20 protein-coding genes and 1 other RNA gene are annotated in these 22,976 nt (G+C 60.1%); 7 read left to right on the plus strand and 14 right to left on the minus strand.

The window, feature by feature from the left end:
• The first annotated feature begins 133 nt into the window (after positions 1 to 133).
• The gene (locus OEG84_RS09190) at positions 134 to 457 is read left to right on the plus strand and encodes a DUF427 domain-containing protein (protein ID WP_267653475.1); all 324 of its coding nucleotides are present in this window, start codon (positions 134 to 136) and stop codon (positions 455 to 457) included.
• A gap of 162 nt (positions 458 to 619) precedes the next feature.
• Here the strand turns inward: OEG84_RS09190 and OEG84_RS09195 are convergent, their stop codons facing one another.
• The 5 genes from OEG84_RS09195 to OEG84_RS09215 form a co-directional block, all read right to left on the minus strand.
• Positions 620 to 1,093, minus strand: a complete 474-nt coding sequence (locus OEG84_RS09195) for a YciE/YciF ferroxidase family protein (protein WP_267653476.1) — start codon at positions 1,091 to 1,093, stop codon at positions 620 to 622.
• A 229-nt stretch (positions 1,094 to 1,322) separates the two neighbouring features.
• An RNA gene (gene rnpB / locus OEG84_RS09200) (RNase P RNA component class A) lies at positions 1,323 to 1,761 on the minus strand.
• A gap of 299 nt (positions 1,762 to 2,060) precedes the next feature.
• Entirely contained in the window at positions 2,061 to 2,552 is a 492-nt protein-coding gene (locus OEG84_RS09205; RefSeq protein ID WP_267653478.1) for a lytic transglycosylase domain-containing protein, read from the minus strand.
• Positions 2,553 to 2,807: 255 nt separating this feature from the next.
• Positions 2,808 to 3,569 carry an N-acetylmuramoyl-L-alanine amidase gene (locus tag OEG84_RS09210; protein WP_267653479.1) on the minus strand — a complete coding sequence of 254 codons (762 nt, stop codon included), beginning with the start codon at positions 3,567 to 3,569 and terminating at the stop codon, positions 2,808 to 2,810.
• Positions 3,566 to 4,276, minus strand: coding sequence for a J domain-containing protein (locus tag OEG84_RS09215; RefSeq protein ID WP_267653480.1), 711 nt, complete (start codon positions 4,274 to 4,276; stop codon positions 3,566 to 3,568). The genes OEG84_RS09210 and OEG84_RS09215 overlap by 4 nt, the downstream gene beginning before the upstream one ends.
• 140 nt (positions 4,277 to 4,416) lie before the next feature.
• On the opposite strand from OEG84_RS09215, the gene OEG84_RS09220 reads away from it, so the two are divergent.
• On the plus strand, positions 4,417 to 5,343 hold the full coding sequence (locus OEG84_RS09220; RefSeq protein ID WP_267653481.1) for a DMT family transporter: 927 nt from the start codon (positions 4,417 to 4,419) through the stop codon (positions 5,341 to 5,343).
• Between the two features lie 23 nt (positions 5,344 to 5,366).
• Here OEG84_RS09220 and OEG84_RS09225 read toward each other — a convergent pair whose 3' ends face one another.
• Positions 5,367 to 6,353, minus strand: a complete 987-nt coding sequence (locus OEG84_RS09225) for an aldo/keto reductase (RefSeq protein ID WP_267653482.1) — start codon at positions 6,351 to 6,353, stop codon at positions 5,367 to 5,369.
• A gap of 207 nt (positions 6,354 to 6,560) precedes the next feature.
• Between OEG84_RS09225 and OEG84_RS09230 the strand changes: the two genes are divergently transcribed.
• Complete coding sequence (locus OEG84_RS09230) at positions 6,561 to 7,103, plus strand: winged helix DNA-binding protein (RefSeq protein WP_267653484.1); 543 nt, start codon at positions 6,561 to 6,563, stop codon at positions 7,101 to 7,103.
• 20 nt (positions 7,104 to 7,123) lie between these two features.
• On the opposite strand, the gene OEG84_RS09235 is transcribed toward OEG84_RS09230, so the two are convergent.
• From OEG84_RS09235 to OEG84_RS09245, 3 genes are all read right to left on the minus strand, one after another.
• Positions 7,124 to 8,425 (minus strand): TRAP transporter large permease, encoded by a 1,302-nt coding sequence (locus OEG84_RS09235; RefSeq protein ID WP_267653485.1) that lies wholly within the window; start codon positions 8,423 to 8,425, stop codon positions 7,124 to 7,126.
• A gap of 10 nt (positions 8,426 to 8,435) precedes the next feature.
• On the minus strand, positions 8,436 to 8,960 hold the full coding sequence (locus OEG84_RS09240) for a TRAP transporter small permease (protein ID WP_267653486.1): 525 nt from the start codon (positions 8,958 to 8,960) through the stop codon (positions 8,436 to 8,438).
• Positions 8,961 to 9,048: 88 nt separating this feature from the next.
• Complete coding sequence (locus tag OEG84_RS09245) at positions 9,049 to 10,023, minus strand: TRAP transporter substrate-binding protein (protein ID WP_267653487.1); 975 nt, start codon at positions 10,021 to 10,023, stop codon at positions 9,049 to 9,051.
• 162 nt (positions 10,024 to 10,185) lie between these two features.
• Between OEG84_RS09245 and OEG84_RS09250 the strand changes: the two genes are divergently transcribed.
• Positions 10,186 to 13,818, plus strand: coding sequence for a hydantoinase B/oxoprolinase family protein (locus tag OEG84_RS09250; protein WP_267653488.1), 3,633 nt, complete (start codon positions 10,186 to 10,188; stop codon positions 13,816 to 13,818).
• A 12-nt stretch (positions 13,819 to 13,830) separates the two neighbouring features.
• Here OEG84_RS09250 and OEG84_RS09255 read toward each other — a convergent pair whose 3' ends face one another.
• A complete protein-coding gene (locus OEG84_RS09255; protein WP_267653489.1) occupies positions 13,831 to 15,417 on the minus strand; it encodes a diguanylate cyclase domain-containing protein in 1,587 nt (528 codons plus the stop codon).
• A 288-nt stretch (positions 15,418 to 15,705) separates the two neighbouring features.
• Here OEG84_RS09255 and OEG84_RS09260 point away from each other — a divergent pair, with 288 nt between their 5' ends.
• A complete protein-coding gene (locus OEG84_RS09260) occupies positions 15,706 to 16,557 on the plus strand; it encodes a glycoside hydrolase family 25 protein (protein ID WP_425602905.1) in 852 nt (283 codons plus the stop codon).
• A 154-nt stretch (positions 16,558 to 16,711) separates the two neighbouring features.
• On the plus strand, positions 16,712 to 17,899 hold the full coding sequence (locus tag OEG84_RS09265) for a lytic murein transglycosylase (RefSeq protein WP_425602833.1): 1,188 nt from the start codon (positions 16,712 to 16,714) through the stop codon (positions 17,897 to 17,899).
• A 57-nt stretch (positions 17,900 to 17,956) separates the two neighbouring features.
• On the opposite strand, the gene OEG84_RS09270 is transcribed toward OEG84_RS09265, so the two are convergent.
• The 4 genes from OEG84_RS09270 to OEG84_RS09285 all read right to left on the minus strand — a co-directional run bounded on the left by OEG84_RS09270 (position 17,957) and on the right by OEG84_RS09285 (position 21,911).
• Complete coding sequence (locus OEG84_RS09270; protein ID WP_267653490.1) at positions 17,957 to 19,519, minus strand: cation:proton antiporter; 1,563 nt, start codon at positions 19,517 to 19,519, stop codon at positions 17,957 to 17,959.
• A 200-nt stretch (positions 19,520 to 19,719) separates the two neighbouring features.
• The gene (locus tag OEG84_RS09275) at positions 19,720 to 19,965 is read right to left on the minus strand and encodes a hypothetical protein (RefSeq protein WP_267653491.1); all 246 of its coding nucleotides are present in this window, start codon (positions 19,963 to 19,965) and stop codon (positions 19,720 to 19,722) included.
• Between the two features lie 112 nt (positions 19,966 to 20,077).
• Positions 20,078 to 20,557, minus strand: a complete 480-nt coding sequence (locus OEG84_RS09280; RefSeq protein ID WP_267653493.1) for a DUF421 domain-containing protein — start codon at positions 20,555 to 20,557, stop codon at positions 20,078 to 20,080.
• 133 nt (positions 20,558 to 20,690) lie between these two features.
• The gene (locus OEG84_RS09285; RefSeq protein ID WP_267653494.1) at positions 20,691 to 21,911 is read right to left on the minus strand and encodes an alanine racemase; all 1,221 of its coding nucleotides are present in this window, start codon (positions 21,909 to 21,911) and stop codon (positions 20,691 to 20,693) included.
• Between the two features lie 148 nt (positions 21,912 to 22,059).
• On the opposite strand from OEG84_RS09285, the gene OEG84_RS09290 reads away from it, so the two are divergent.
• The gene (locus tag OEG84_RS09290) at positions 22,060 to 22,965 is read left to right on the plus strand and encodes a DMT family transporter (protein WP_267653495.1); all 906 of its coding nucleotides are present in this window, start codon (positions 22,060 to 22,062) and stop codon (positions 22,963 to 22,965) included.
• Positions 22,966 to 22,976 lie beyond the last annotated feature (11 nt).

A 22,976-nucleotide genomic window follows, 5' to 3' on the forward strand; every position in this document is an offset into this window, starting at 1 on the left:
AAAATCTGCGGATGCCCATCGGTGGCAAACAGCGTGAGAAACGGGTGAAAAAATGCACACATCAGGCTCAGCAAACAGTAACGTTCCATTGCTGGAAGGCGCCCTTCGAAACCCGGCCAACCCCAATCACCTCATGGTCATCAGGCCAATCAAGCGAACGGTTCGGGTGTATGTTGGAAACACCCTGGTCGCAGAGACAAAAAACGCGCTGCGGGTGATGGAGATGGGCAAATCGCTTTATGATCCGGCGATCTACATTCCCGCAACCGACATCGTCGTCAAACTGAAGCCGCTCGACAAGACGAGCCATTGCCCCCTGAAAGGCGATGCCAGCTACGTCGCCCTCAATGACGATGAAATCGCCTGGAGCTACGACAGGCCTTTGGACGTTTCAAAGCAATTGGCCGGGCATTTCGCGTTCTGGCCGGACAAGGTCAGGATCACCGAAGGCGATTGATCTGCAGCGCAGTCGCACTGCGAAGATGCTAAAGCCGGTAAATCTGGTCCGCACGGAAAGGGTCGATACCCGCGTCAGCACGACGTGCACAAACAGGAAGGGCGGCCATAAACCGCCCCTCCCGCGCAATGCATGTGTTGGCTGTGACGTTGTGGTCGCGCCCTATTCCTCGTTGACTGAGGAAACCGCCAGATTGGTCAACTTGCTGTTGGCTGCTTTTTCCTGATCGAGAATGTCCGACAGCAAGTCATGGGCTTCCTTGTGTCCCAACACCTTGGCCCATTCGCGCAGGGTGCCGTAGCGGGCGATTTCATAGTGCTCGACTGCCTGGGCTGCGGCAATAAGTGCAGCGTTCTTGGCAACGCCGCTGGCTTCCTTGATGATGCCGTCAGTTTCCTTGATTAGCCCTTCGATGGCGTCGCATTTTTCGCCGGAGGCCTTCTTGCCGATGGATTTGAAGACTTTCTCGAGGATCTTGATCTGGCCCTTGGTTTCCTCAAGATGCTCGCCAATAGCATCCTTGAGCTTTTTGCCATTGGCCGCTTCCTGGACTTTCGGAAGCGCCCGGGTCAGGGCATTTTCGGCATAATAGATATCTTGCAGGGTGTGTTCAAAGGCATCGGACAGGGTCTTCATGGCGAATTTCCTTTCAAATGAAGGGTTTACATGAGCTTTGCGGGCATGGCTAAAGGCGTCGGGATTGACCTGATCCTGGCGGAAACAGGACTGCCGCATCCCGTCTGGCGCTTAACGGCGCAAATGATGTTTGGTTCCGCGGAATGAGCGCAATTCAGCGCGGTGCGACCGACAATGACGGGCCGCAACTGCCGGCGCGCTGAGGCGCCGCATCTGCTCAAAAAGTGAAAGTGCCAGTCGGCCTGTAAGCCGGGTTTTGTATGGCCTCCGCCCGAGGACGAAAACGTGGCAGCCATTCCTCTGGGATACGCATTACTGCGCACCTCAAGCAACCTACCCGGATGATCAACCCCGGAAAAAGGGCCGGACTTGCGCCCTGCGTCATCCCTATTCGGTCTTGCTCCCGGTGGGGTTTACCGTGCCGCTTCCGTTGCCGGTCGCGCGGTGGGCTCTTACCCCACCCTTTCACCCTTACCCCGCCATCTCATTGTCGGCCTGACCTCAAATCAACGACCGGCAATCAGAAGGCGGGGCGGTATACTTTCTGTGGCACTTTCCCTAGGGTCGCCCCCGCCGGATGTTATCCGGCACCGTTTATCCGTGGAGCCCGGACTTTCCTCACCCTGCTGTCTTTCGACGTTGCAAGACGCGGCTGCCCGGCCGACTGGCGCGCCCTCCTTAGACTACCACAACGCCGATGACCAGAGCAATAGCGGCAGCGCGCAACCACGGCATCAAACCACGATTACCAGCACAATGCCGACAAGCCGGAATGACGCGTGCCAGAACGATCAAACCCGGGCTTCCCCACACCGTCACAGTCGAGAAAATCCCGCTTGACGTTCCGGCTGCGCGGCATCGCCATACTGGCCGCGCCGCGCCGGATCATTTGGGAAAAAATCGGGAACCTTTTGCGGCCCGCCACGTTGTTAGGTGACGGTCGCGATGAAACAGGCCCGCCCCAAGCTTATTTCATCAACAACTGGACCTTGCCGCAATAGCGCTTGGAAACCGGGTTCATCCGCTTTGCGGCATGGCCGGCATTGTATTTGAGAATGGTGCCGCAGGTGGTGCCGCCGCCAAGCTGATGCGCCTTGGCAAGATATTTCATACCGTATTTGATGTTGTTTTCCGGCTTGTAGAGTCCCTTGGCCGAGCCGCTGTAGCCCATCATCCGCGCCGTCGCCGGCTTGATTTGCATCAGCCCGATTTCACCAGCCGCGCCGCGTGCCTTTGGCCGATAGTTGCTCTCCACCGAAATCACTGCATGAGCCAGCGAAAGCGGCACGCCGTAGCTCTTGGCATAACTCGAGATCAGCGCGTTGTAAGGCCTACCCGAATATCCGAAACTCAGGCTGCTTTCCTTGATCTCGCTTTTCGATTCCGCAGAACTGGTCGTGCATCCAGCGAGCACAAGTGTAAGCAGGGCCGCCGAAGCAGCCGTCAAAATTGAACGCATTGTTGGTATTACTCCGAGTGCGCCTAGCCCCCCATCAGTGGACGGGAACGGACATGCCCCAGGCGCGTTGCTTGTCAGCGCGAAAGCACATACGGCCAGTTGCCGTTGCATCATTCGTGCGTTGAAGCCATCTCAATCAAGGCCCAGCGCGGCTTATTTATGGCCGGGCAACCCCAAAAATGCTGCACCGCAATAAACTTGCATTGCAGGCTGTAACATTCCGGTCGGAAGGCCTTACGATGAGAGGGAGATTGCTCAGGCGACGGTGGGCAATTCGCTCAGCAGCTTGTGCAGGGTGCCGATGGTCGAGGCGTCGGCGATGCCATCGACCCGCTCCGGACGGAAATGCCGCTGGAAAGCGCACACCGCAGCCGCAGTCTCCTCATTGAAGCGGCCATCAACCTGCAAACCATAGCCATACAGCGCCAACATGGTCTGCAGCGCTTCCACCGGCTGGCCGGCGTCGCCCAGTTGAAAGAACCTGCCCCCGCCAACCGGCAGTGGTTCCACCCAGTGGCCAATTCCGGCGCGGTGCAATTGCTGCCAGGGAAATTTCTCACCCGGATCCTGTTTGCGCAGCGGCGCAATGTCGGAATGGGCCACCACCCGTTCGGCAGCGATCCCGTGGCGATCGATGATATTTGCGCACAGCTCGATCACTGCAGCGATCTGCGCCTCGGGAAAATCGGGCGACCCGGCTTCATGACCGGGATTGGCAATCTCGATGCCGATCGAGGCCGAATTGATATCGGTCTCGCCTTTCCAGATGCCCTGCCCGGCGTGCCAGGCGCGTGCGGCTTCAGGCACCAGCTGGGTAACCAGCCCCGCCTCATCGACGAAATAATGACACGAGACCTGGCTTTCCTCGGTACACAACCAGTCTAGCGCCGCCTGTGCGGTGGCCATGCCCGTGTAATGCAGCACCAGCATATCGGGATTTCGCCCATTGCGGCGCTCACCGTGATTGGGCGACGCCCGCGTTGCGGTGCCGTCGATATCGGGTTGAAAATCACTCATGCTGCGGCACGTGCCTTCTCAATGATGGCGAAGGCGTCGTTGAGCGCCGCCATCCGGTCATTGGCAATGCCCAAAAACTCTTCAGGCACACCACGACCGCGCAATCGGTCGGGGTGGCTTTCAGCGGCCAGCGCCCTGTAGCGTTTCTTGACTTCGGCAAACGATGCCGTGTCCGGCAGCCCCAGCACCGCATAGGGATCGATGCCGTTCGGATGCACATGCCGCGCCATGATCCGGTCGAAATGCGGCTCGTCAATATGAAAGATGTCGGCAACGTCGGCGATGAACTCGAGTTCCTTCTCGTGGATCAGCCCATCCGCCTTGGCGATGTGAAACAACCCGTCGAGCACGTCTTCCAGCATCGCGCAATTGGTTTCACCCGAGCCACACATGCTCGCCACCCGCGCCGCATAGGCCTGATAGCCGGCAACATCCTGCTTGGCCAGATTGTAGAGCCGTGCCACATTTTTGGCCTCGGACTGCGGCACCGCAAAAATTTCCTGAAAAGCCCGTACTTCTTCGGGCGCAACAATGCCGTCAGCCTTGGCCATTTTTGCCGACAGCGCGATCACCGCCACCGAAAACGCCACCTTGCGGCGCGTTTCCGGATCACCGGCAAACACGGTTAGCACAGCCTCGACAACGCCGGAAAAGGCGGTGGAAGCGGTTTCGCCGATGGCATCGAACAGGCGTTGAAACAAAGACATGCAATGTCTTTAGGCGATTTGGTTAGAAAAATCGAGTATAATGCACTGCACAATATATCAACAATTCATCACTTTTGACGATTGCATTCATTCCCGGAATTCGCTGGACCCGAACCCGGTTGTGCCGTTAAGGCCTAACTATGTCCGATAGTATCCCCGATCCAGCAGACGTCTCACCCGAACTACCACTAACACCCGCCCACGGTGCCCGTCCGCTGGCAGGTATGGCGCTCGGGCTCGTTGGCGTTGTCATTTTTGGCGCAACCCTGCCTGTCACCCATATTGCGCTTGAAGGCTTCTCGCCCGCCTTCATTACCTGCGCCCGCGCTCTGATTGCCGCAGTGGTCGCCGCCATCACGCTGCTTGTTCTGAAAAAACCCTTCCCCCGCCAGCATGCGCTTTCGCTGTTCATTGCCGGGGTAATGGTGGTCTACGGCTTCCCCGGCTTTTCAAATGTCGCCATGCTGACCGTGCCGGCGACCCATGGCGGTATCGTGCTCAGCGTGTTGCCCTTGCTGATCACCGCTTTCGCGGCGCTGATCGGCGGCGAGCGTCCGGGCCGGGCGTTCTGGGGGTGGAGCATCGCCGGCGCTACGTTGGTGGTCATCTTCTCGCTTTCCGGCGCCGACATCGAGCCAGGCATCGGCGATGTCTGGCTGGGATGCGCAGCTCTGACAGTGGCTTATGGCTACGTCATTTCCGGAAAACTCGCACGCACGCTCCCGGGCTGGGAGGTTATCAGCTGGGCGCTGGTGATCACCGCACCGATTTCCCTGGCTGGCACCATCCTCACCTGGAAAAGCGGCATCACCCAGCCCGACAACCATGCGCTGATGGCGCTCGCCTATCTGGCGCTGGGCTCAATGTTCGCCGGTTTCATATTCTGGAACTGGGGCATGGCGATTGGCGGCATCGCCCGCGTCGGCCAGGTGCAGCTGATGCAGAGCTTCGTCACGCTCGGGCTGTCCGCCCTGTTGCTGGGCGAAACCATCACTCCGGTGATGTTCGGCTTCGCCATCGCCGTGGCGCTGGTCGTCTGGATCGGTCGAAACGCCAAGGTGGGATAGGCAGCCCTGGTTCCCGCCCGCTGTCAGCTATGCCCGGCCACAACGCGCGGCTTGTAGGCGGCTTCCAGCAAGCGCACAGAGGCTGCGTCGAGCTTGACATCAAGCGCGCCGATTGCCTCTTCGAGCTGACCGAGCTTGGTGGCGCCGACAATCGGTGCGGTCACGAAAGGCTTGGAAAGCACCCAGGCATAGGCAACCTGCGCCGGCTTGACGCCAAGCTTTGCGGCAACCTTCTCGATCTGTGACAGGATTGCGTAATCCTGCGGTGAGCCGAACATGTCCTTCGCCAGCCGGTCGGTGGCCGCACGGTTGGAGGCCTGCCCCTGCTTGGGTCGATTACCGGCAAGAAACCCGCGGGCGATTGGCGACCACGGCACCACCCCGACACCTTCGGCCTGGCAATAAGGCATCATCTCGCGCTCTTCTTCGCGGTAAGCCAGATTGTAGAAATTCTGCATGGCGATGAACGGCTGATAGCCGCGCGCCTTCTGCATCTCGCGCAATTTCGCAAACTGCCACGCCCACATCGACGAGCCGGCGACATAGCGCACCTTGCCTGCCTGAATGACCGCTTCGAGCGCATCCAGCGTCTCTTCGAATTCTGTGTCCGGATCAAGCCTGTGGACATAGAGAATATCTACATAGTCCATACCCAGGCGTCCGAGTGACTGGTCGATCTGATCGAAGATGTGTTTGCGTGACAGGCCGCGGTCATTGGCCCGGCCGTCACTCATCCGCAAGCCGACCTTGGTCGCCACCACCACCTCGTCGCGGCGCGCGAAGGTTTTCAGGGCCTTGCCAGTGATCAGTTCGGAATCACCGTAATTGTAGTGGTTGGCGGTGTCGAAGAAATTGATCCCACTCTCAACAGCCTTGCGGAAGAACGGCTGCGCCGCGTCCTCGTCAATGACCCAGGGATGGGTCGGTCCACCGGGTGTGCCGAAACTCATGCACCCCAGACATAGCTGTGACACCTTGAGTCCTGTTTTTCCCAGCCGGACATAATCCATGCAATTGCTCCCACCGTGCCGTTAAAAGGTCGCAGACGATAGGCAAGGGCCGGCTTGATGGTCAAGGGCGGCAGCGGTCTTCATTTCCGAACGCAGCCTTGCATCGCAAGAACTTACAAATACTCACGCATTTATGGTGTCGCAAAAAGAGTCATTTTCGCTTATATTTTGTCTATGAAATTCCGACGAGATGAAAAGGAAGCAGTCATGACGGAACAGAAACCCTCCCAGGACTCTTCGGCAATGCCTGGTGGCATGATTGTCTCCTCCCATCATCTGGCAACCGAGGAAGGCTGGCGCTCGTCCGAATTCGAATACGGCCTGATCCTCGCCTATAACGGCTTTGCCCGCTGGATCGGGCGCTGCACCGTCGCCGCCGGCTACAGCGGGTTGACCACGCTGGAGATCCTGGTGCTGCATCATATCCAGCATCGCAGCCGCAAGAAGCGGCTCTCCGACATCTGCTTTCAGCTCAACATCGAGGACACGCACACGGTCAATTACGCGCTGAAGAAGCTGCAGAAAGCAAAACTCATAAGCGGCGAAAAGGTCGGCAAGGAACTGTTTTACAACGTCACCAAGGAAGGCGAAGCACTGTGCAGCAAGTACCGCGAAGTGCGCGAACAGTGCCTGGTGGAAAACCTCAAGCACATCGAAAACCTGCCCAAGGACTTAAGCGAGACAGCTACCGTGCTGCGTACCCTGTCTGGCCTTTACGATCAGGCCTCCCGCGCCGCAAGTTCGCTGTAGGTGCTCGACGCTCACGCACGTCAGTTACCCATCAGTGACGGCAGATAGGTGGCGATGCCCGGAAATATTGTGATCAGCGCAACTGCCAGCAGCAGCAGCAGGAAAAACGGCAGCGCCGCCTTGGCGATGCGCAGGATATCAAAGCCGGTCAGCCCCTGAATGACAAACAGGTTGAAGCCCACCGGCGGCGTGATCTGCGACATCTCGACAACGATCACCAGATAGATCCCGAACCATAGCGGGTCGATGCCCGCTTCGAGAATCATCGGCATGATGATCGACGTGGTCAGCACCACCACGGAAATGCCGTCAAGGAAACAGCCCAGGATGACGAACATCACGGTCAGTGCCGCCAGCAGCGCGTAGGGTGAGAGCCCCATCCCGGCAATCCACTCTGCGAGATGCCGCGGGATACCGGTAAACCCCATCGAGACCGACAGGAAAGCCGCGCCGACCAGAATGAAGGCAATCATGCAGGAAGTGACGGTGGCTCCCATCAAGCTTTCCCGCAGCATGCTCCACGACAGCGACCCGTTGGCCCAGGCCAGCACGACCGCCAGCACCACGCCAACCGCCGCCGCATCGGTGGGAGAAGCGACGCCAAGATAGATCGAGCCGATCACCCCGATGATCAGCAACAGAACCGGCACCAGCCGGCCCGATGCCCGGATCTTGTCGATCAGCGGCATCTCGTCATCGTCGCCGGGAATGCGGGACGGAAAGATCAAGGCGTAGGCAATCACATAGGCCGAAAACAGCGCTACGAGCAGCAGCCCCGGCAGCACACCCGCCACGAACAACCGTGCGATTGATTGCTCGGTCGCAACCCCGTAGACAATGAGAATGATGCTGGGCGGGATCAACAACCCCAGCGTTGCCGAGCCGGCCAGGGTGCCCAGCACCATGTCGGTCGGATAGCCCCGCTCCCTCAACTCTGGAACCGACATCTTGCCGATCGTCGCCGCCGTCGCCGCCGACGATCCGGACACGGCGGCAAAGATCGCACAGCCGAAAACATTGACATGCAGCAGCCTGCCCGGCAGCCGTCGGAGCCAGGGTGACAGGCCGGCGAACATGTCCTGTGACAGCCGCGAGCGCAGCAGAATTTCGCCCATCAGGATGAACATCGGCAGCGCCGCTAGCGCCCAGGATGTGCTGTGCCCCCACAGCGTGGTGGCGATGATCGGGCCGATCGGCGCATTGGACATCAGCAACATGCCGAATGCGCCGGTCAGCATCAGCGCGAACGCCACCCAGACACCGACTCCCAGCAACAACAGCAGCGTCACGAAAAGTATGATGATTGCGGTGATGTCGCTCATCAACAGAGCCTCATTCCGTGTTCATCTGCACGATGACCGGCCGCCCGAGACGGATGGTCTGAATCGTCAGATCGATGAGGGCGATGGTCAGGATCACAAGTCCGGCCAGAACCGTGGATTGGGGGATATAAAGCGGGATTGCGACAATGCCGGACGACATGTCACCGAATTCGTAGGATTCGTGGACCAGCCTGTACATGTAGAAGCTCGAGTACCCGGCAACTACGGCACATAGCGCCAGGGCAAACACTTCGGCCGCCAGACGAAACCCCGACGGAACCAGATTGAGGACCATTGTCACCCGGATGTGCCCGCCGCGCATCAACGTGTAGGCCAGCGCCAGAAACGTCGATGCCGCCAGCATGTAGCCGGCAAAATCCGCATAGGATGGAATTGTCAGGTTGATGTCGAAGGGGCCGTATTTGGTAATCAGGTTCAACAACACCTGGGCGGTAACCAGCAGGCATATCGCAGCAATCAGCCCTGCCGAGAGCAGCCCGCTTCCGGTGTAGACACCATCAAGTAGTTTACGCACATTCCCCTCCCGCTGGTGCGCCCGTGACGCCACCCCTACATGGGCACAGCGACCGCTGGCGGGCAACCCGCCAGCGGTCGACAGTCGATCAGTTCGCGTAATCGGCGACGATTGCCTTGGCCTGTTCGGAGGCGGTTTCCTGCCATTCAGACTGCATCTGCTCACCGATTTTCATCAGCCCTTCCAGCAGCTCAGTGCTCGGCTCGACCACAACCATGCCATTCTCCTTGAGAACAGCGGTTTGCGCGTCGGTTTCCTTCATGCTCATTTCCAGACCGCGCTTTTCCGCGGCGGCCGCAGCTTCGAGCACGGCAGCACGCGTCGCATCATCAAGCGCATCAAAGGCCGCCTTGTTGACCACGACGATGTTCTTGGGAACCCAGGCGTTGATCGGGGTGTAATGGCTGACATAGTCCCAGGCCTTGCCATTGGCACCAGTCGATGGCGAAGTGATCATCGCTTCGACCTGGCCGGTGGAAAACGCCTGCGGGATATCGGGCACTTCAACCTGGGTAGGTGCAGCACCGGCGAGAGTGGCAAACTTTTCAAGCGCGGCGTTGTAGGACCGGAACTTCAGACCCTTGAGACCATCAACTGTCTTGATTTCCTTGTTGGTGTAAAGCCCCTGCGGCGGCCACGGAACCGCATACAACGGCACCAGTTTCTGCTTGGCCAGAAGTTCAGTGATCACCGGCTTCTGTGCTTCCCACAGCTTCGCAGCCTCCGCATAGCTGGTGGCCAGGAATGGCTGTGAATCGAGCCCGTAGGCGGCATCTTCATTGGCGAGCAGCGAGAGGAAAAACTCGCCGATCTGCACCTGGCCACCGCGCACGGCGTTCTTGATCTCGCCATGCTTGATCAGCGAACCGGCGGAATGAACGGTAATATTGAGCCCACCATCGGTTGCCTTTTTGATATCATCGGCAAATTCATTGATGTTGACAGTATGGAAGGTCCCATCCGGATAGGGCGTGGGCATATCCCAGTCCGCCGACAGCGCTGGGATCGAAAATGTCGCGGCAAGCATGCCTGCGGCTAGGGTCAAGGCGAGTGTGTGTTTCATATGCTTCCTCCTCCGGATTTGGCGCAGATCGCGCCCTTGTGAACGGACACTATAGACTGCAAGCCAACTTGGGTTAAATGTTACGTTGACAATTTGTCAGCGTTTTGTGAGAAGATCAACCTAATAATTCGAACCGCAAGCTTTGCGCGCAGGGAGACACCGATGACGCACTCTGAGTTTTGGGATTTCTGGATCGACCGCGGCGGCACCTTCACCGATATCGTCGGTCGTGCGCCCGATGGCACACTGCATCAACGCAAGCTTCTCTCGGAAAACCCCGAAGCCTATCCCGACGCCGCCATCCAGGGCATCCGCGACCTGCTGGGCGTCGATGCTGATGCGCCGATCCCATCGAACCGCGTCGGCCACGTCAAGATGGGCACCACCGTGGCCACCAACGCGCTGCTCGAACGCAAGGGCGACCGCACGCTGCTGGTCATCACCAAGGGTTTTCGCGATGCACTCAGGATTGCCTATCAGGCCCGCCCTGACATTTTCGCCAAGGAAATCATTCTCCCCGAACAGCTCTATGAACGGGTTATCGAGGTCGAGGAACGCATGACATCGGTCGGACGCGTGCGCCGCACCCCCGACATTGATCCGTTGGAGATTGAACTGGCCAAGGCCCGCGTCGATGGCATCGATTCGGTAGCCGTGGTGCTGATGCATGCCTGGCAAAACCCGATCCACGAGACCCTGGTCGAGGCCGCCTGCCAGCGCGTAGGCTTCTCGCAGATCTCGGTCAGCCACCAGGTCTCGCCGCTGGCCAAGCTGGTCGGCCGTGGCGACACCACCGTTGTTGACGCCTATCTATCGCCAATCCTGAGGCGTTATGTCGATCGCGTCGCAGGCGTGCTCGGCGCCACCCCCTCGGGCGAACCCGGCCCGACACTGCAGTTCATGATGTCCTCGGGCGGGTTGACGGCAGCGGACATGTTCCGCGGCAAGGACGCCATTCTTTCCGGCCCCGCCGGCGGCGTTGTCGGCATGGTCGAAACCGCCGCCCTTGCCGGCTATTCCAAGGTCATCGGCTTTGACATGGGCGGCACCTCCACCGATGTCGCCCATTATGATGGCGATTACGAACGTGCCTTCGACACAGAAGTCGCCGGCGTTCGCATCCGTGCACCGATGATGCGGATCCACACCGTTGCCGCCGGTGGCGGCTCGGTGCTGCACGCCGACGAAGGCCGGTTTCGCGCCGGTCCAGATTCCGCAGGCGCCAATCCCGGCCCTGCCTGCTACCGCCGCGGCGGGCCGCTGACCGTCACCGACGCCAACGTCATGCTGGGCAAGCTGCCACCCGAATTTTTCCCCGCCATTTTCGGCCCCAACCAGGACCAGCCGCTCGACGCCGACACGGTGCGGGCCGCCTTTGCCGATCTCGCCAAGGAGCAACCGGGTAAGACCGCCGAGGAAATCGCCGAAGGTTTCATCACCATCGCCGTCGAAAACATGGCCAACGCCATCAAGAAGATCTCGGTGCAGCGCGGTTACGACGTGACCCGCTACCTGCTCAATTGCTTCGGCGGCGCCGGCGGCCAGCATGCCTGTCTGGTGGCTGACGCGCTGGGCATGGAATCGATCCTGATCCACCCCTTCTCCGGCTTGCTGTCAGCCTATGGCATCGGCTTGGCAAGCGTCTTTGCCTCGCGTCAGCAGGCGCTGATCAAGCCGCTTGAAGAAGACAGCCGCATCAGGGTCAAAGGTCTCATCGACGATCTCTGCAAGGCGGTGTTTGAGGAATTGGCAAGCCAGGGCGTGCCCGATGGCGCCATCAGCTGGCGCCCGCTATTGCAGTTGCGCTATGACGGCACCGACACCACCATTCCCGTGGCGTTTTCGGATTTCGATTTCGACGCCGCCCGCACCGAGTTTGAAGCAGCGCACAAAGCCCAGTTCGGCTTTGTCTATGACGACAAGCCGGTGATCATCGAAGCGATCTCGGTGGAAGGCGTCGACGACCGCGAAGACAACCGTGTCGAGCCCGAACACCCGCTGACCGACGGCGATGTAGATCAGCACGAAACCCGACCGATCTATTGTCAGGGCGAGTGGCGTGACGCCCGCGTCATCCGTCGCCAGGGCCTCAAGCCCGGCAACCGTGTCGCCGGCCCGGCGCTGATCATCGAGCCCAACCAGACCATAGTCATCGAGCCAGGCTGGGAAGCGCGCATCAATGCCCGCGACCACGTCGTGCTGACGCGCTATGAAAAGCTCGAGCGGGCGCTGGCAATCGGCGCCGATCAGGCCGACCCGATAATGCTCGAAGTGTTCAACAACCTGTTCATGTCTATTGCCGAACAGATGGGCGTGACGCTGCAGAACACCGCCTATTCGGTCAACATCAAGGAGCGGCTGGATTTCTCCTGTGCGGTGTTCGACCGCACCGGCGCCCTTGTCGCCAATGCACCGCACATGCCGGTGCATCTGGGCTCGATGGACCGCTCGGTGGAAACCATCATCCGCCTCAATGAAGGCGACATCCATCCCGGCGACGTGTTTGCGCTCAACGCCCCCTATAATGGCGGCACCCATCTGCCCGACATCACCGTGGTTACCCCGGTATTTTCCGATGACGGCAGCGAAATCCTGTTCTGGTCAGCCTCGCGCGGGCACCACGCCGATGTCGGCGGCACGGCACCCGGCTCAATGACGCCGCTCGCCACCACCGTCGACGAGGAAGGCGTTCTGATCGACAATTTCCGCATCGTCGAGCGCGGCCGTTTCCGGGAAAAGGAGCTGATCGAACTCCTCACCAATCACCCCTACCCGGTCCGCAATGTCACCCAGAACGTCGCTGACCTGAAGGCCCAGATTGCCGCCAATGAGAAAGGCGTGGCTGATCTGCGCAAGATGGTGGCCGATTTCGGGCTTGATGTGGTCGAAGCCTATATGGGCCATGTCCAGGACAATGCCGCAGAAAGCGTTGCCCGAGTGATCTCCACCCTGTCGGATTGCGAATATGAATACCCCACCGACACTGGCCAGGTGATCAGGGTGAAGATTTCGGTCGACCGCGAAAAGCGTGAAGCGACAGTGGATTTCACCGGCACATCGGACGCGATGGAAAACAACTTCAACGCGCCCGAGCCGGTGGCCCGCGCCGCCGTGCTCTATTGCTTCCGGGTGATGGTGGAAAAACCAATTCCGATGAATGCCGGCTGCCTGCGACCGATCCGCATCATCATCCCCGAAGGCTCGATGCTCAAGCCGGCCTATCCGCGCGCCGTCGTGGCAGGCAACGTCGAAACCTCGCAGCATGTCACCAACGCGATTTTCGGCGCACTCAGCGCGCTCGCCAACAGCCAGGGCACGATGAACAATCTCACCTTCGGCAATGACAAGCACCAATACTATGAGACCATCTGCTCGGGCTCACCGGCGGGTTACGAGAATTCCGGTCGGGGCTTCAACGGCACCTCGGGCGTTCATACCCACATGACCAACTCACGGCTTACCGACCCGGAAATCCTGGAAATGCGCTTCCCCGTGGAACTAGAGGATTTCCATATCCGCGAAGGGTCTGGCGGCAAGGGTCGCCATTCAGCCGGCAATGGCACCCGGCGTACCATGCGTTTTCTCGAACGCATGGACATGGCCATCCTCTCCTCGCACCGCAACCGCCCGCCCTTGGGCATAAATGGCGGTGGCGAAGGCCAGGTCGGCCTGACCCAGATACGCCGGCTTGATGGAACCGTCGAAACCCTCAAGGCCTGCGACCAGACGGTGCTGGAAGCCGGTGAGGCGGTGATCCTGACGACGCCCACCGCTGGTGGCGCCGGCGAGGCCTGAGCGTAGGATACTCTAGCTTGCGAGCTGCATCCGGTCATCGCCGGATGCAGCCGCACCAACCGACGTCAGTTCGCGCACCTCGGCCGCCGACAGCGCCGGACCGGCGAAGCATCCCTCGACCTCGACAGCGCCGGCGGAAATGGCACACTCCAGATCATTGCGGCTGTCGACCCCGGTCAGCGTAACCGGAGTATCGACAGTGGAGGCCAGTTGCAGAAACAGACTCAACATTTGTGAAAAACGCGCCTCTCCGGCAATCGACTTGATATGATCGATATCCAGACGAACGCGGTCGATCGGGTGCGCCCTGGTCATCGCCAGACCGGCAACACCGGCAGAGAAATCACTCACGGCAATTCGCACGCCGGACCGGCGCAGCGTCTCAATCTCGGCCAGCGCAATCCGGTTGTCGGCCGAAATCGCATTGCAAAGCACATCACACACCAGCCGCGAGGGAGCGATGCCGGCGGCCGCCAGCGCCTCGGCAACATCGGCGGCGAACCCCGGCGTGTTCAGTTGCACGGGAGAAACCGAAACTGTGACTTCCACGCCGGATGGCCAACTGGCGGCATCACCCAGCATCCGGCCGAGCATCCAGTTACCGAGTGTCACGGCCAGCCCGCTTTGCTCGGCCATCGCCATGAACAGGGTCGGCGCCACATCGCCAAACACCGGATGGGTCCATTTCAGATGTGCGCTGAAACCCACCGGCCGTGGCGACCCTGCACCGTAAACCGGCAGATAATCCACATCGAATGCACCATCCGACAGGCCGTTGCGCATATCCATCTCGAGGTCACGGCGCAGCCGATAATCGCTGTCCATGGAGTCGGTGTAAAAGCAATGGCTCGGACCTGAAACCTCCTTGGCGCGGTAAAGCGCCAGGTCCGCGCGCTTGAGCAGGTCCGACAAGGTCACCGTGTCGCCTTCCATCACCGCCACGCCTATGCTGCCGGCAGTATCGATATGGGAATTGCCGTAATCCACCGGTGTAAACACGGCATCTGCAAGCCGCGCGCAGAACTGACCGATGGCGGCATCGTTCGGTGCATCCTTCCAGAGTACGACGAATTCATCGCCGCCGAGGCGATAGACCTGCTGCGCCGCGCCGCACTGGCGTTCAATGCGGCGGGTCAGCACTCTGAGCACCTGGTCGCCGGCGCCATGGCCGAGCGTATCATTGATGGATTTGAAGCGATCAAGATCAAACAACATCACCGCCACGTGTTCGTCCTGAACATCGGCGGCCAAAAATGCAGCGACATCCTCGCTTAGCGCATAACGGTTGCGCAAGCCCGTGAGACTGTCGTGGTAAGCTGCCTGGCGAAGTGAATGGACGCTGGCCCGCTCGTGCGCCAGTTGTTTGGAAAGCCGTGAATTGCGAATGCCGATGGCAACCAGAAAAAGTGCCAATGCCGCGGGGCCCGCACCAAGGGCGAGCGCCAACGGACCATCGGCAGCACCGATGGTCGCCTGAGCGTTAGCAACGCCCGCAAAACTTTCTCCAACCCAAAACGCCAGAGCCGTCATTAATCCGATTGCCAAACCGGCGATTGCATATCGCCGATGAATGTTTGGCAGATAAGATTTCAGCATCATGCTAAAAACTCCTGTTCCCCGACACACCATTACGGATCAGGATTTAACAAATTGTGACCAGTGATTTCTAATGGTAAACAGTTGATTTACAGTGTTTTTCAAAATTTAAGCTTTTGTTGCTAAACAGGGCACGAACTTCGTTACGCCGATGCCGCCGAGCCCCGTTCACCACTCCAGACCGAACCGTGTAGTGCCTTGACGACACACAATAATTCATCTTTCGGATTCTCCACGCCCCGCACCCGCCAGGCAGCGCCAACACCGTTGCTGGAAGTTGCAGTCGGCGGCCTGAGGCGTTTCCGCGGCCATCTGGCCTTCGCCATTCTCGCCGTCATCGTGCTGGGATTGTCAGGCTGCACATCCGGCAGTCTCGAATCGAGCCTGCAGCCAATCGGTAAACAGTCGCGCACGGCCAACGCACCTCCCCCGGTGGTCAAATTGCCGCCGCCCGGAAAAGGGCGCTATGGCGACCACAAACCGGTTGATTTCGGACGCCGGCACCCGGATCTCTACCCGGTCCACGGCATCGACATTTCCAAATGGCAAGGAGATATCGACTGGGATCAGGTCCGCAAGGCTGGCATCGCCTTCGCCTTCATGAAGGCCACCGAAGGCGGCGACCATACCGATAGCCGTTTCGAGGAATACCTGCGCGGCGCACGCTCCGCCGGCATCGCCTCGGCGCCCTATCATTTTTACTATTTCTGCACACCCGCGCGGGATCAGGCTGCCTGGTTCATCGCCAATGTGCCGCGCTCTGCGGTACAGATGCCGCCGGTGCTCGATGTCGAATGGAATCATGCCTCGCGCACCTGCACGACGCGGCCCGACCCCGAGACGGTTCGGTCGGAAATCAAGATCTGGTCGGACATCGTCGGCCGCCATTATGGCAAGACGCCGATCATCTACACCACGGTCGATTTCCACCGCGAAAACATCAATGGCCACCTCATGAACCACCAGTTCTGGCTGCGTTCGGTGGCGAGACACCCGCAGGACATCTATCCCGACCATCCCTGGAGCTTCTGGCAATATACCGGCACCGGTATGGTTCCCGGCATCAAGGGCAATACCGACATCAATGCCTTTGCCGGCAGCAAGAGCCAGTGGCGCGCATGGCTACAGAAATACGCGCGCTGAAGCAGATATGGTCATCCCCGCCAGACATCAGTGCCCGCTGCACACCGACACCCGCAACGCCAATGCCGGCGTTGGGCCTGCCATGAGCCGGGTCACCTCAACATAGCCACAAATTTCGGGTGCGTTGCCAGCCCCATCAGGAGTTCAAGCCACCATGAGACGCAAATTCCACCTCACCCTTCTTCTTTCCAGCCTGATCGTTACCCCGGCCATGGCGCAAGCACCCAGCTGCGGCGGCAATTTCGCCCAGTTCCTTCAGGGTGTGAAAGCCGAAGCGATGAGCCGCGGAATCAGCGAAGAAGTGGCCAACAACGCACTGGCTCGCGTCAAGGTCGATAACAAGGTGCTCTCGCGCGATCGCGCCCAGGGCGTGTTCCGGCAGACCTTCCTGGAGTTTTCCCAGCGCTCGGTCAGCGCCAACCGGATGCAGGTCGGCAAGAAGAAGATGGCGCAGTTTGCCGAGGTTTTCGCCCGCGCCGAGGCCGATTATGGCGTGCCGGCGCCTGTGATCACCGCGTTTTGGGGACTGGAAACCGATTTCGGCGCGGTCCAGGGTGATTTCAACACCATCAATGCGCTGGCGACGCTCGCCCATGACTGTCGCCGGCCTGAACTGTTTCGTCCGCAATTGTTGGCGGCCATCGAAATGGTTGCCCACGGCGATCTCGACCCGACCGGCACCACCGGCGCCTGGGCAGGCGAAATCGGCCAGGTACAGATGCTGCCCCGCGATATCATCAAATATGGCGTCGACGGCGACGGCGACGGCCATGAAGATCTCAAGAAGTCTTCCCCCGATGCCATCCTGACGGCGGCGAATTTCATCCGGGCGCTGGGCTGGCGCGCCGGCGAACCGTGGCTTGCGGAAGTATCGCTGCCTGACGGCGATTTCCCCTATGAAAAATCCGGCCTTGGCCAGGGCATGACACTCAATGATTGGGCAGCACTCGGCGTGACATTCCGCAACGGCGCACCAAGCGCCCAGAACCTTCCCGCCGATCTGTTGTTTCCCCAGGGCCGTAACGGGCCCGCCTTCCTCGTCTTCCCGAATTTCTCGATCTATCTCGAGTGGAACCAGAGTTTCATCTACACCACGTCGGCTGCCTATTTCGCCACCCGGCTTGGCGGCGCCAAGCCCTATGATGCTGGCAATCCTGGATCCGGCCTGAGCGACGTGGCGATGAAACAGCTGCAGCAGAAACTTGCCGCCCGAGGCCACGATGTCGGCAAGATCGACGGAATTCTCGGTGGCGGCACCCGCGCTGCGGTACGCACCGAACAGCTCCGCCTCGGTCTGCCCGCAGACGGCTGGCCCACCGAGGAATTGTTGGGCGCGCTGTAAGCATCGCTCAACCGCAAACGCCCAAGCGATCGAGGGTAAAACAGCAGCAGTCGGGCCTCATCGTCCGGCTGTTTCAGCATCGTCAGGGCCCGCGTCGTCGAGCGGGCCGCTCGCTGCCTGATTGATCGACGGCGGCGGGTTTAGGGCGGCATCACTGCCGGTCCGGGAAGGCGTATCAACCACATCACTGACCGGCTCTTTAGTGCCGCTATTCCCGTCTTCCGGTACAACTTCAACCTCCGCCTTGGCCCCGGCACGGCGGGCACGGCGCTGATAAAGCGCAAACCGCGCGGCACGGTAGCGGGCACGCACCGCCCACACCACATTCTCCACGCCATCGAGTTCATCCTCATAGGCCTCTGCCAGCGCCTGCCTGTAGGAGCCGATGCCCTCGCTGGCGATGTCCTCGACGCGCTTCATCAGGTTGAACCAGATCGGCGACATCAACAGCGAAATTGCCGTCACCGCGATCGCCAGTCGATAGATATCCGCGCCGAAGGCGCCCGAAGCAAAGCCGGCCGCTGCCAGCACAAAGGAGAATTCCCCCACCTGCGCCATCGACAGGCCTGCCAGGAGCGCTGTCTTCGGGTCGGACCCGGTGCTGCGCAGCAGGAAGATATTGACCACCGTCTTCAGCGCCACCACCAGAAACGCGGCCGCCAGCACCAGCCAGATATTGGCGAGGATGAAATCGAGATCGATCAGCAGCCCGATCGACAGGAAGAACACCACCAGCAATATGCTTTGAATCGGTTCAATAACCGGAATGACCCGGCTTCGAAGCGTCGAGTTGCCGGCGATGATGCCGGCCAGAAACGCGCCGTAGACCGGCGACAAGCCCGCCAGGCCCGATAGCGCGGCGGCGGAAAAGCACAACGCCAGCGAGCCGATCGCCAAAAGGTCGACATTGTCTTCAATTGCTTCGGCAAACGGCAGCTTGAGTTTCGGATGACGGCCAAACCACCACAACAAACCGGCCAGCAGCGCCACCGCAACCACAACCTTGAAGATCACCGCGCCAAGGTCAAAACTTTCACCGCCAAGGCTGGAGACCAGGATCAGCATCGGCACCACCGCCAGATCCTGGGCGATCAGCACGCCGACAGCGATCCGGCCCGAGGAGCTGCGCAATTCGCCCATCTCGTCGAGCATCTTCATCGCCACCACGGTGCTCGACAAGGCGATGATGAAGCCCAGAATGATGGTTTCCGACAGGCTCGCACCCAATGCCAGTGACAGCACTGCCGCCAGCACCATCGAGGCAATCAATTGCCCGCCTGCCACCAGCACTGCCTGTTTGAGGCTCAGCACAAACGCCTTGATCGACAATTCCATGCCGATGAAGAACAGCAGCACGACGACGCCCATTTCCGCAAGCAGGGTGACGTTTTCCGATGTCGAGATTACCCCGAGCCCGGTGGGGCCGAGCGCCAGTCCGGCGAGGATGAAGCCTACCAGTGGCGGTTGCCTGAGCCGCATGAAACCAAGCCCCAGCAGCGCGGCGATGGCGATCGCAATGGCGATCGACACCATGTGGTCGCCGTGATGAACGGCTTCGCCGACAACTTGTTCCACCGCCTGCCCGACGGCCTGAACCGTGTCGACAATTTCATCGTCCATCCAAGTCTCCCTGTTGCCCAAGCCTAATGTGATTTGCAGCAAAACAAAATCGTCTTGAAAAAATTCGGTTTACTTGCGCGATCAGCACGGGGCGCCGGCCCGTCGCGAAAACACTCGACGTGTTGCTGATCTCGTTCCTGGAAAATGTCGCGGAAGTATTGTTCAACCATCTGTAAAAACAGACAATCGGGACTTGATCTCTACAGCTTGTCGAACTCGTCCTTGTCGACCGGCATCAGCATTACCGCGGTGGCCATCACCGCAAAGCCGAAGGTGGAGCCGAACGACACCAGGAGGATGAACAGCGCCGTGATCCGGCTCGAGGAATACCAGATCAGATCGCCAAAGCCATTGATGTTGAAATAGACCACCGCAGCCGCCACGGCCCAGCCGATCAGCACTCCGAGGGCGGAGTTGAGAAGGACGAAGCGGATTAGTTTCGGCATGGGCGGTCTCCAGACCAGCCTGAAGACTGGATTTGAAACGCCACTCTACCGCAAAAGTATCGCAAAAACCGCGTGACAGATGCGCGCGGTGCAATATGTGGCAAAAGCCGACTCACGCGGCCGTAAATACGTTCAGCGAGCCATCGGTCTCGAGCACCACGCAACAGCGTTCCGACGTTTCCGCGTTACCATTGGCGTGCAGTGCGGCCGCAATCTCCTGTTTCGACACCCGCTCGGTGCGCATCGCTTTCTCCTGATAGACACCGCGATGAACCAGCAGCGTCGGATTGCTCTTGATCAGACTCTGAAATGCCGGTGAGCGCACCGACAACCAGGTGATGGCAAACTGCAGCACGATCAGCAACGCCAGTGCCACCACGCCCTCGACCAGCGGCACCGACTTGGTGATGATGATCGACGACAGCATCGACCCCAGGCAGATGGTGACGATGAAATCAAACGCGTTGAACTTGCTCAGCGTCCGCTTCCCGGAAATTCTCAGCATCAGGATCAGTGCCGGATAGGCCAAAAGCCCGGTGATCACAATGCGGCCAATCCCGGCCCAGTCGTCAAAAAAGATCGGGTTCTCCATCGGCGCCTCCGGCTGGATTAAAGCTTTGCAATGCCGCCATAATCATAACCGGGCGACCTGCCCCAATCCACCAATGCCGGCACGGGTCAACCCGCAACCCGCCGCATGGTTCCCCCGCGCCCGGTCCCGTCCCTCAGTCCGCCATCGTCTCCAGGCTGGCAAAGCTCTCCGCCTCGCCATCTTCACCGAACGGCGTCGTCACCTCGACGAAGTCATTGGGGTAAAATCCGTTGAAGCGGGTCCTCAGCGACAGCGAATAGGCGCCGATATGGCCGATCTCGATCCAGTCTCCGGTGTCCACCGTTTCCGGTAGCCAGAACGGCCGCGACAGGATGTCGACCGAATCGCAGGTCGCCCCGCAAACCCGGAACGGCACGATGTTTGCTGGATTGCCCTTGCGGATGCGCCGCGCCGGTTCCGGGATGAAGCGGGCCGGCAGCGTGATCTTGCCAGTCCAGCTGTCCGACAGCGAGGCCCAGATGCCATCATTGATGTAGAGCCTGCGGCCCTTGCGCAAGAGCACCCGCACCACCAGCGAAAACGCCCGTGCCACCACCACCCGGCCCGGCTCTGCCACCAGCGGCATGTCGTCAAAGGCCCATTCGGTGATATTCTCACGCAGCTTGCCCATCAGCTCTTCGAGCGGTGGCATCGGCTTGGCCTTGCGGTTGGGATCATGGCCATAGACCGCCGGAAAGCCGCCGCCGACATCAAGGCCGACCAATTCGACACCGGCACGGTTGCGCACCCAGTCGGCGGATTTGAGCGCCAGCTCGTAGGATTCGGCCTCCTCGACCTGGCTGCCGACGTGAAAGCACAGACCTACCTTGAAGCCGATCCGGCCGAGCCGCTGCACCAGTTCCACCGCATGGCCGGGGGCTGCGCCAAATTTCTTCGACAGCTCGTACATCGCATGACCCTTGGTCTGCAGCCGCACGAAAATGGTGATCGAGGCCGGATCCAGATCGAGCGCCCTGACGATCCTGAGCACCTTTGCAATCTCGTCCTCATGGTCGAGCGACATCACCCGGATGCCATATTTTTCCAGCGCCAGCCTTATATCGGATTGCGCCTTGACCGGGTGCATGTAGAGCATCTCGGCGGTCTTCGAGGCAGCCCGCACGGCGGCAAACTCGCCCGGCGAGGCGACGTCGAAGATTTTCACCCCGGCGTCGACCAACGCCTTGAGCACCATTGGTTCCCCATTGGTCTTGACCGCATAGGCGGTCTCGCCGGGAAACAGCTTCATGAATTGCCGGGCATCCTGCTTCAGCACATCCGGTCGGAAGCAATACAACGGCTGGTCCGGCCTTAGCTCGAGTGCGGCGTCCGTACCAGTGGCGAATCGTTGCATATGACGTCTCCCGGTTAGCTTGCGACACTACCAACGTGGTTTCCCACCGGCAAATGACAAGCGGCTGATTTCGGGTGGTGCAAACCCTGCGGCTGTGACAAGCACCACCAATCGGGTCCACACCTGCCCACATAATTGGAAATACGCAATGACAGCCACCGTCCACCGCTCCATGAATGCCCAGGTCTGGGGGCTGCTGGTCCTGCTCGGAATCATCTGGGGCGGATCGTTCTTTTTCGGACGGATCGCGGTTCAATTCATCCCGCCGATGACGCTGGTTCTGGCGCGGGTCGGATTGGCCGCGATCGCCCTGCACATCGTCTTTGGCTGGCTGCCCGGTTTCTACGCTTCGATGGCAAGCCGCTGGCGCGAGCTGTTGCTGCTGGGGCTGCTCAACAATGCCATCCCCTTCACGCTGATTTTTGCGGGGCAAATCGAGGTCGGCGCCGGGCTTGCGTCCATTTTCAACGCCACCACGCCGCTGTGGACCGTGATGATCGCGCAGCTTCTCACAATCGACGAGAAGATCACACCTGCCAAGCTGGTCGGCTGCGCACTAGGGCTTGCCGGCATGGTGTTGCTGATTGGGCCCGATGCCCTTGGCCTCGGCGACAGCCCGCTCTGGGCCAAGCTCGCCATCATCGGCGCCGCCATTTCCTATGGTTTCGCCGCAACCTACAGCAAACGCTTCAAGGGGCTTTCACCGCGCATCATCGCCACCGGACAACTGACCGCCTCGAGCCTGATCATGCTGCCGCTGGCGCTCGTCGTCGACCAGCCCTGGACGCTGCCGATGCCACCGCTTGACGTGATCGCCGCAGTGCTGGCGCTGGCGCTGGTCTCAACTGCTTTTGCCTATATCCTGTTTTTCCGCATCCTGAGCGCCGCCGGCGCCACCTCCACCTCGCTGGTCACGCTGCTGGTGCCGCCGGCAGCGATCCTGCTCGGCATTGTCTTTCTCGGCGAATCCCTGTCACTCACCGAGACGCTTGGTCTTGGCCTGATCGCGCTCGGGCTCTTGTCACTGGACAATCGCCTCGCCATAAAGTGGTGAGCAGGGCCGGA

This window comes from Hoeflea algicola (assembly GCF_026619415.1).
In the GTDB taxonomy this organism is placed as follows: domain Bacteria; phylum Pseudomonadota; class Alphaproteobacteria; order Rhizobiales; family Rhizobiaceae; genus Hoeflea; species Hoeflea algicola.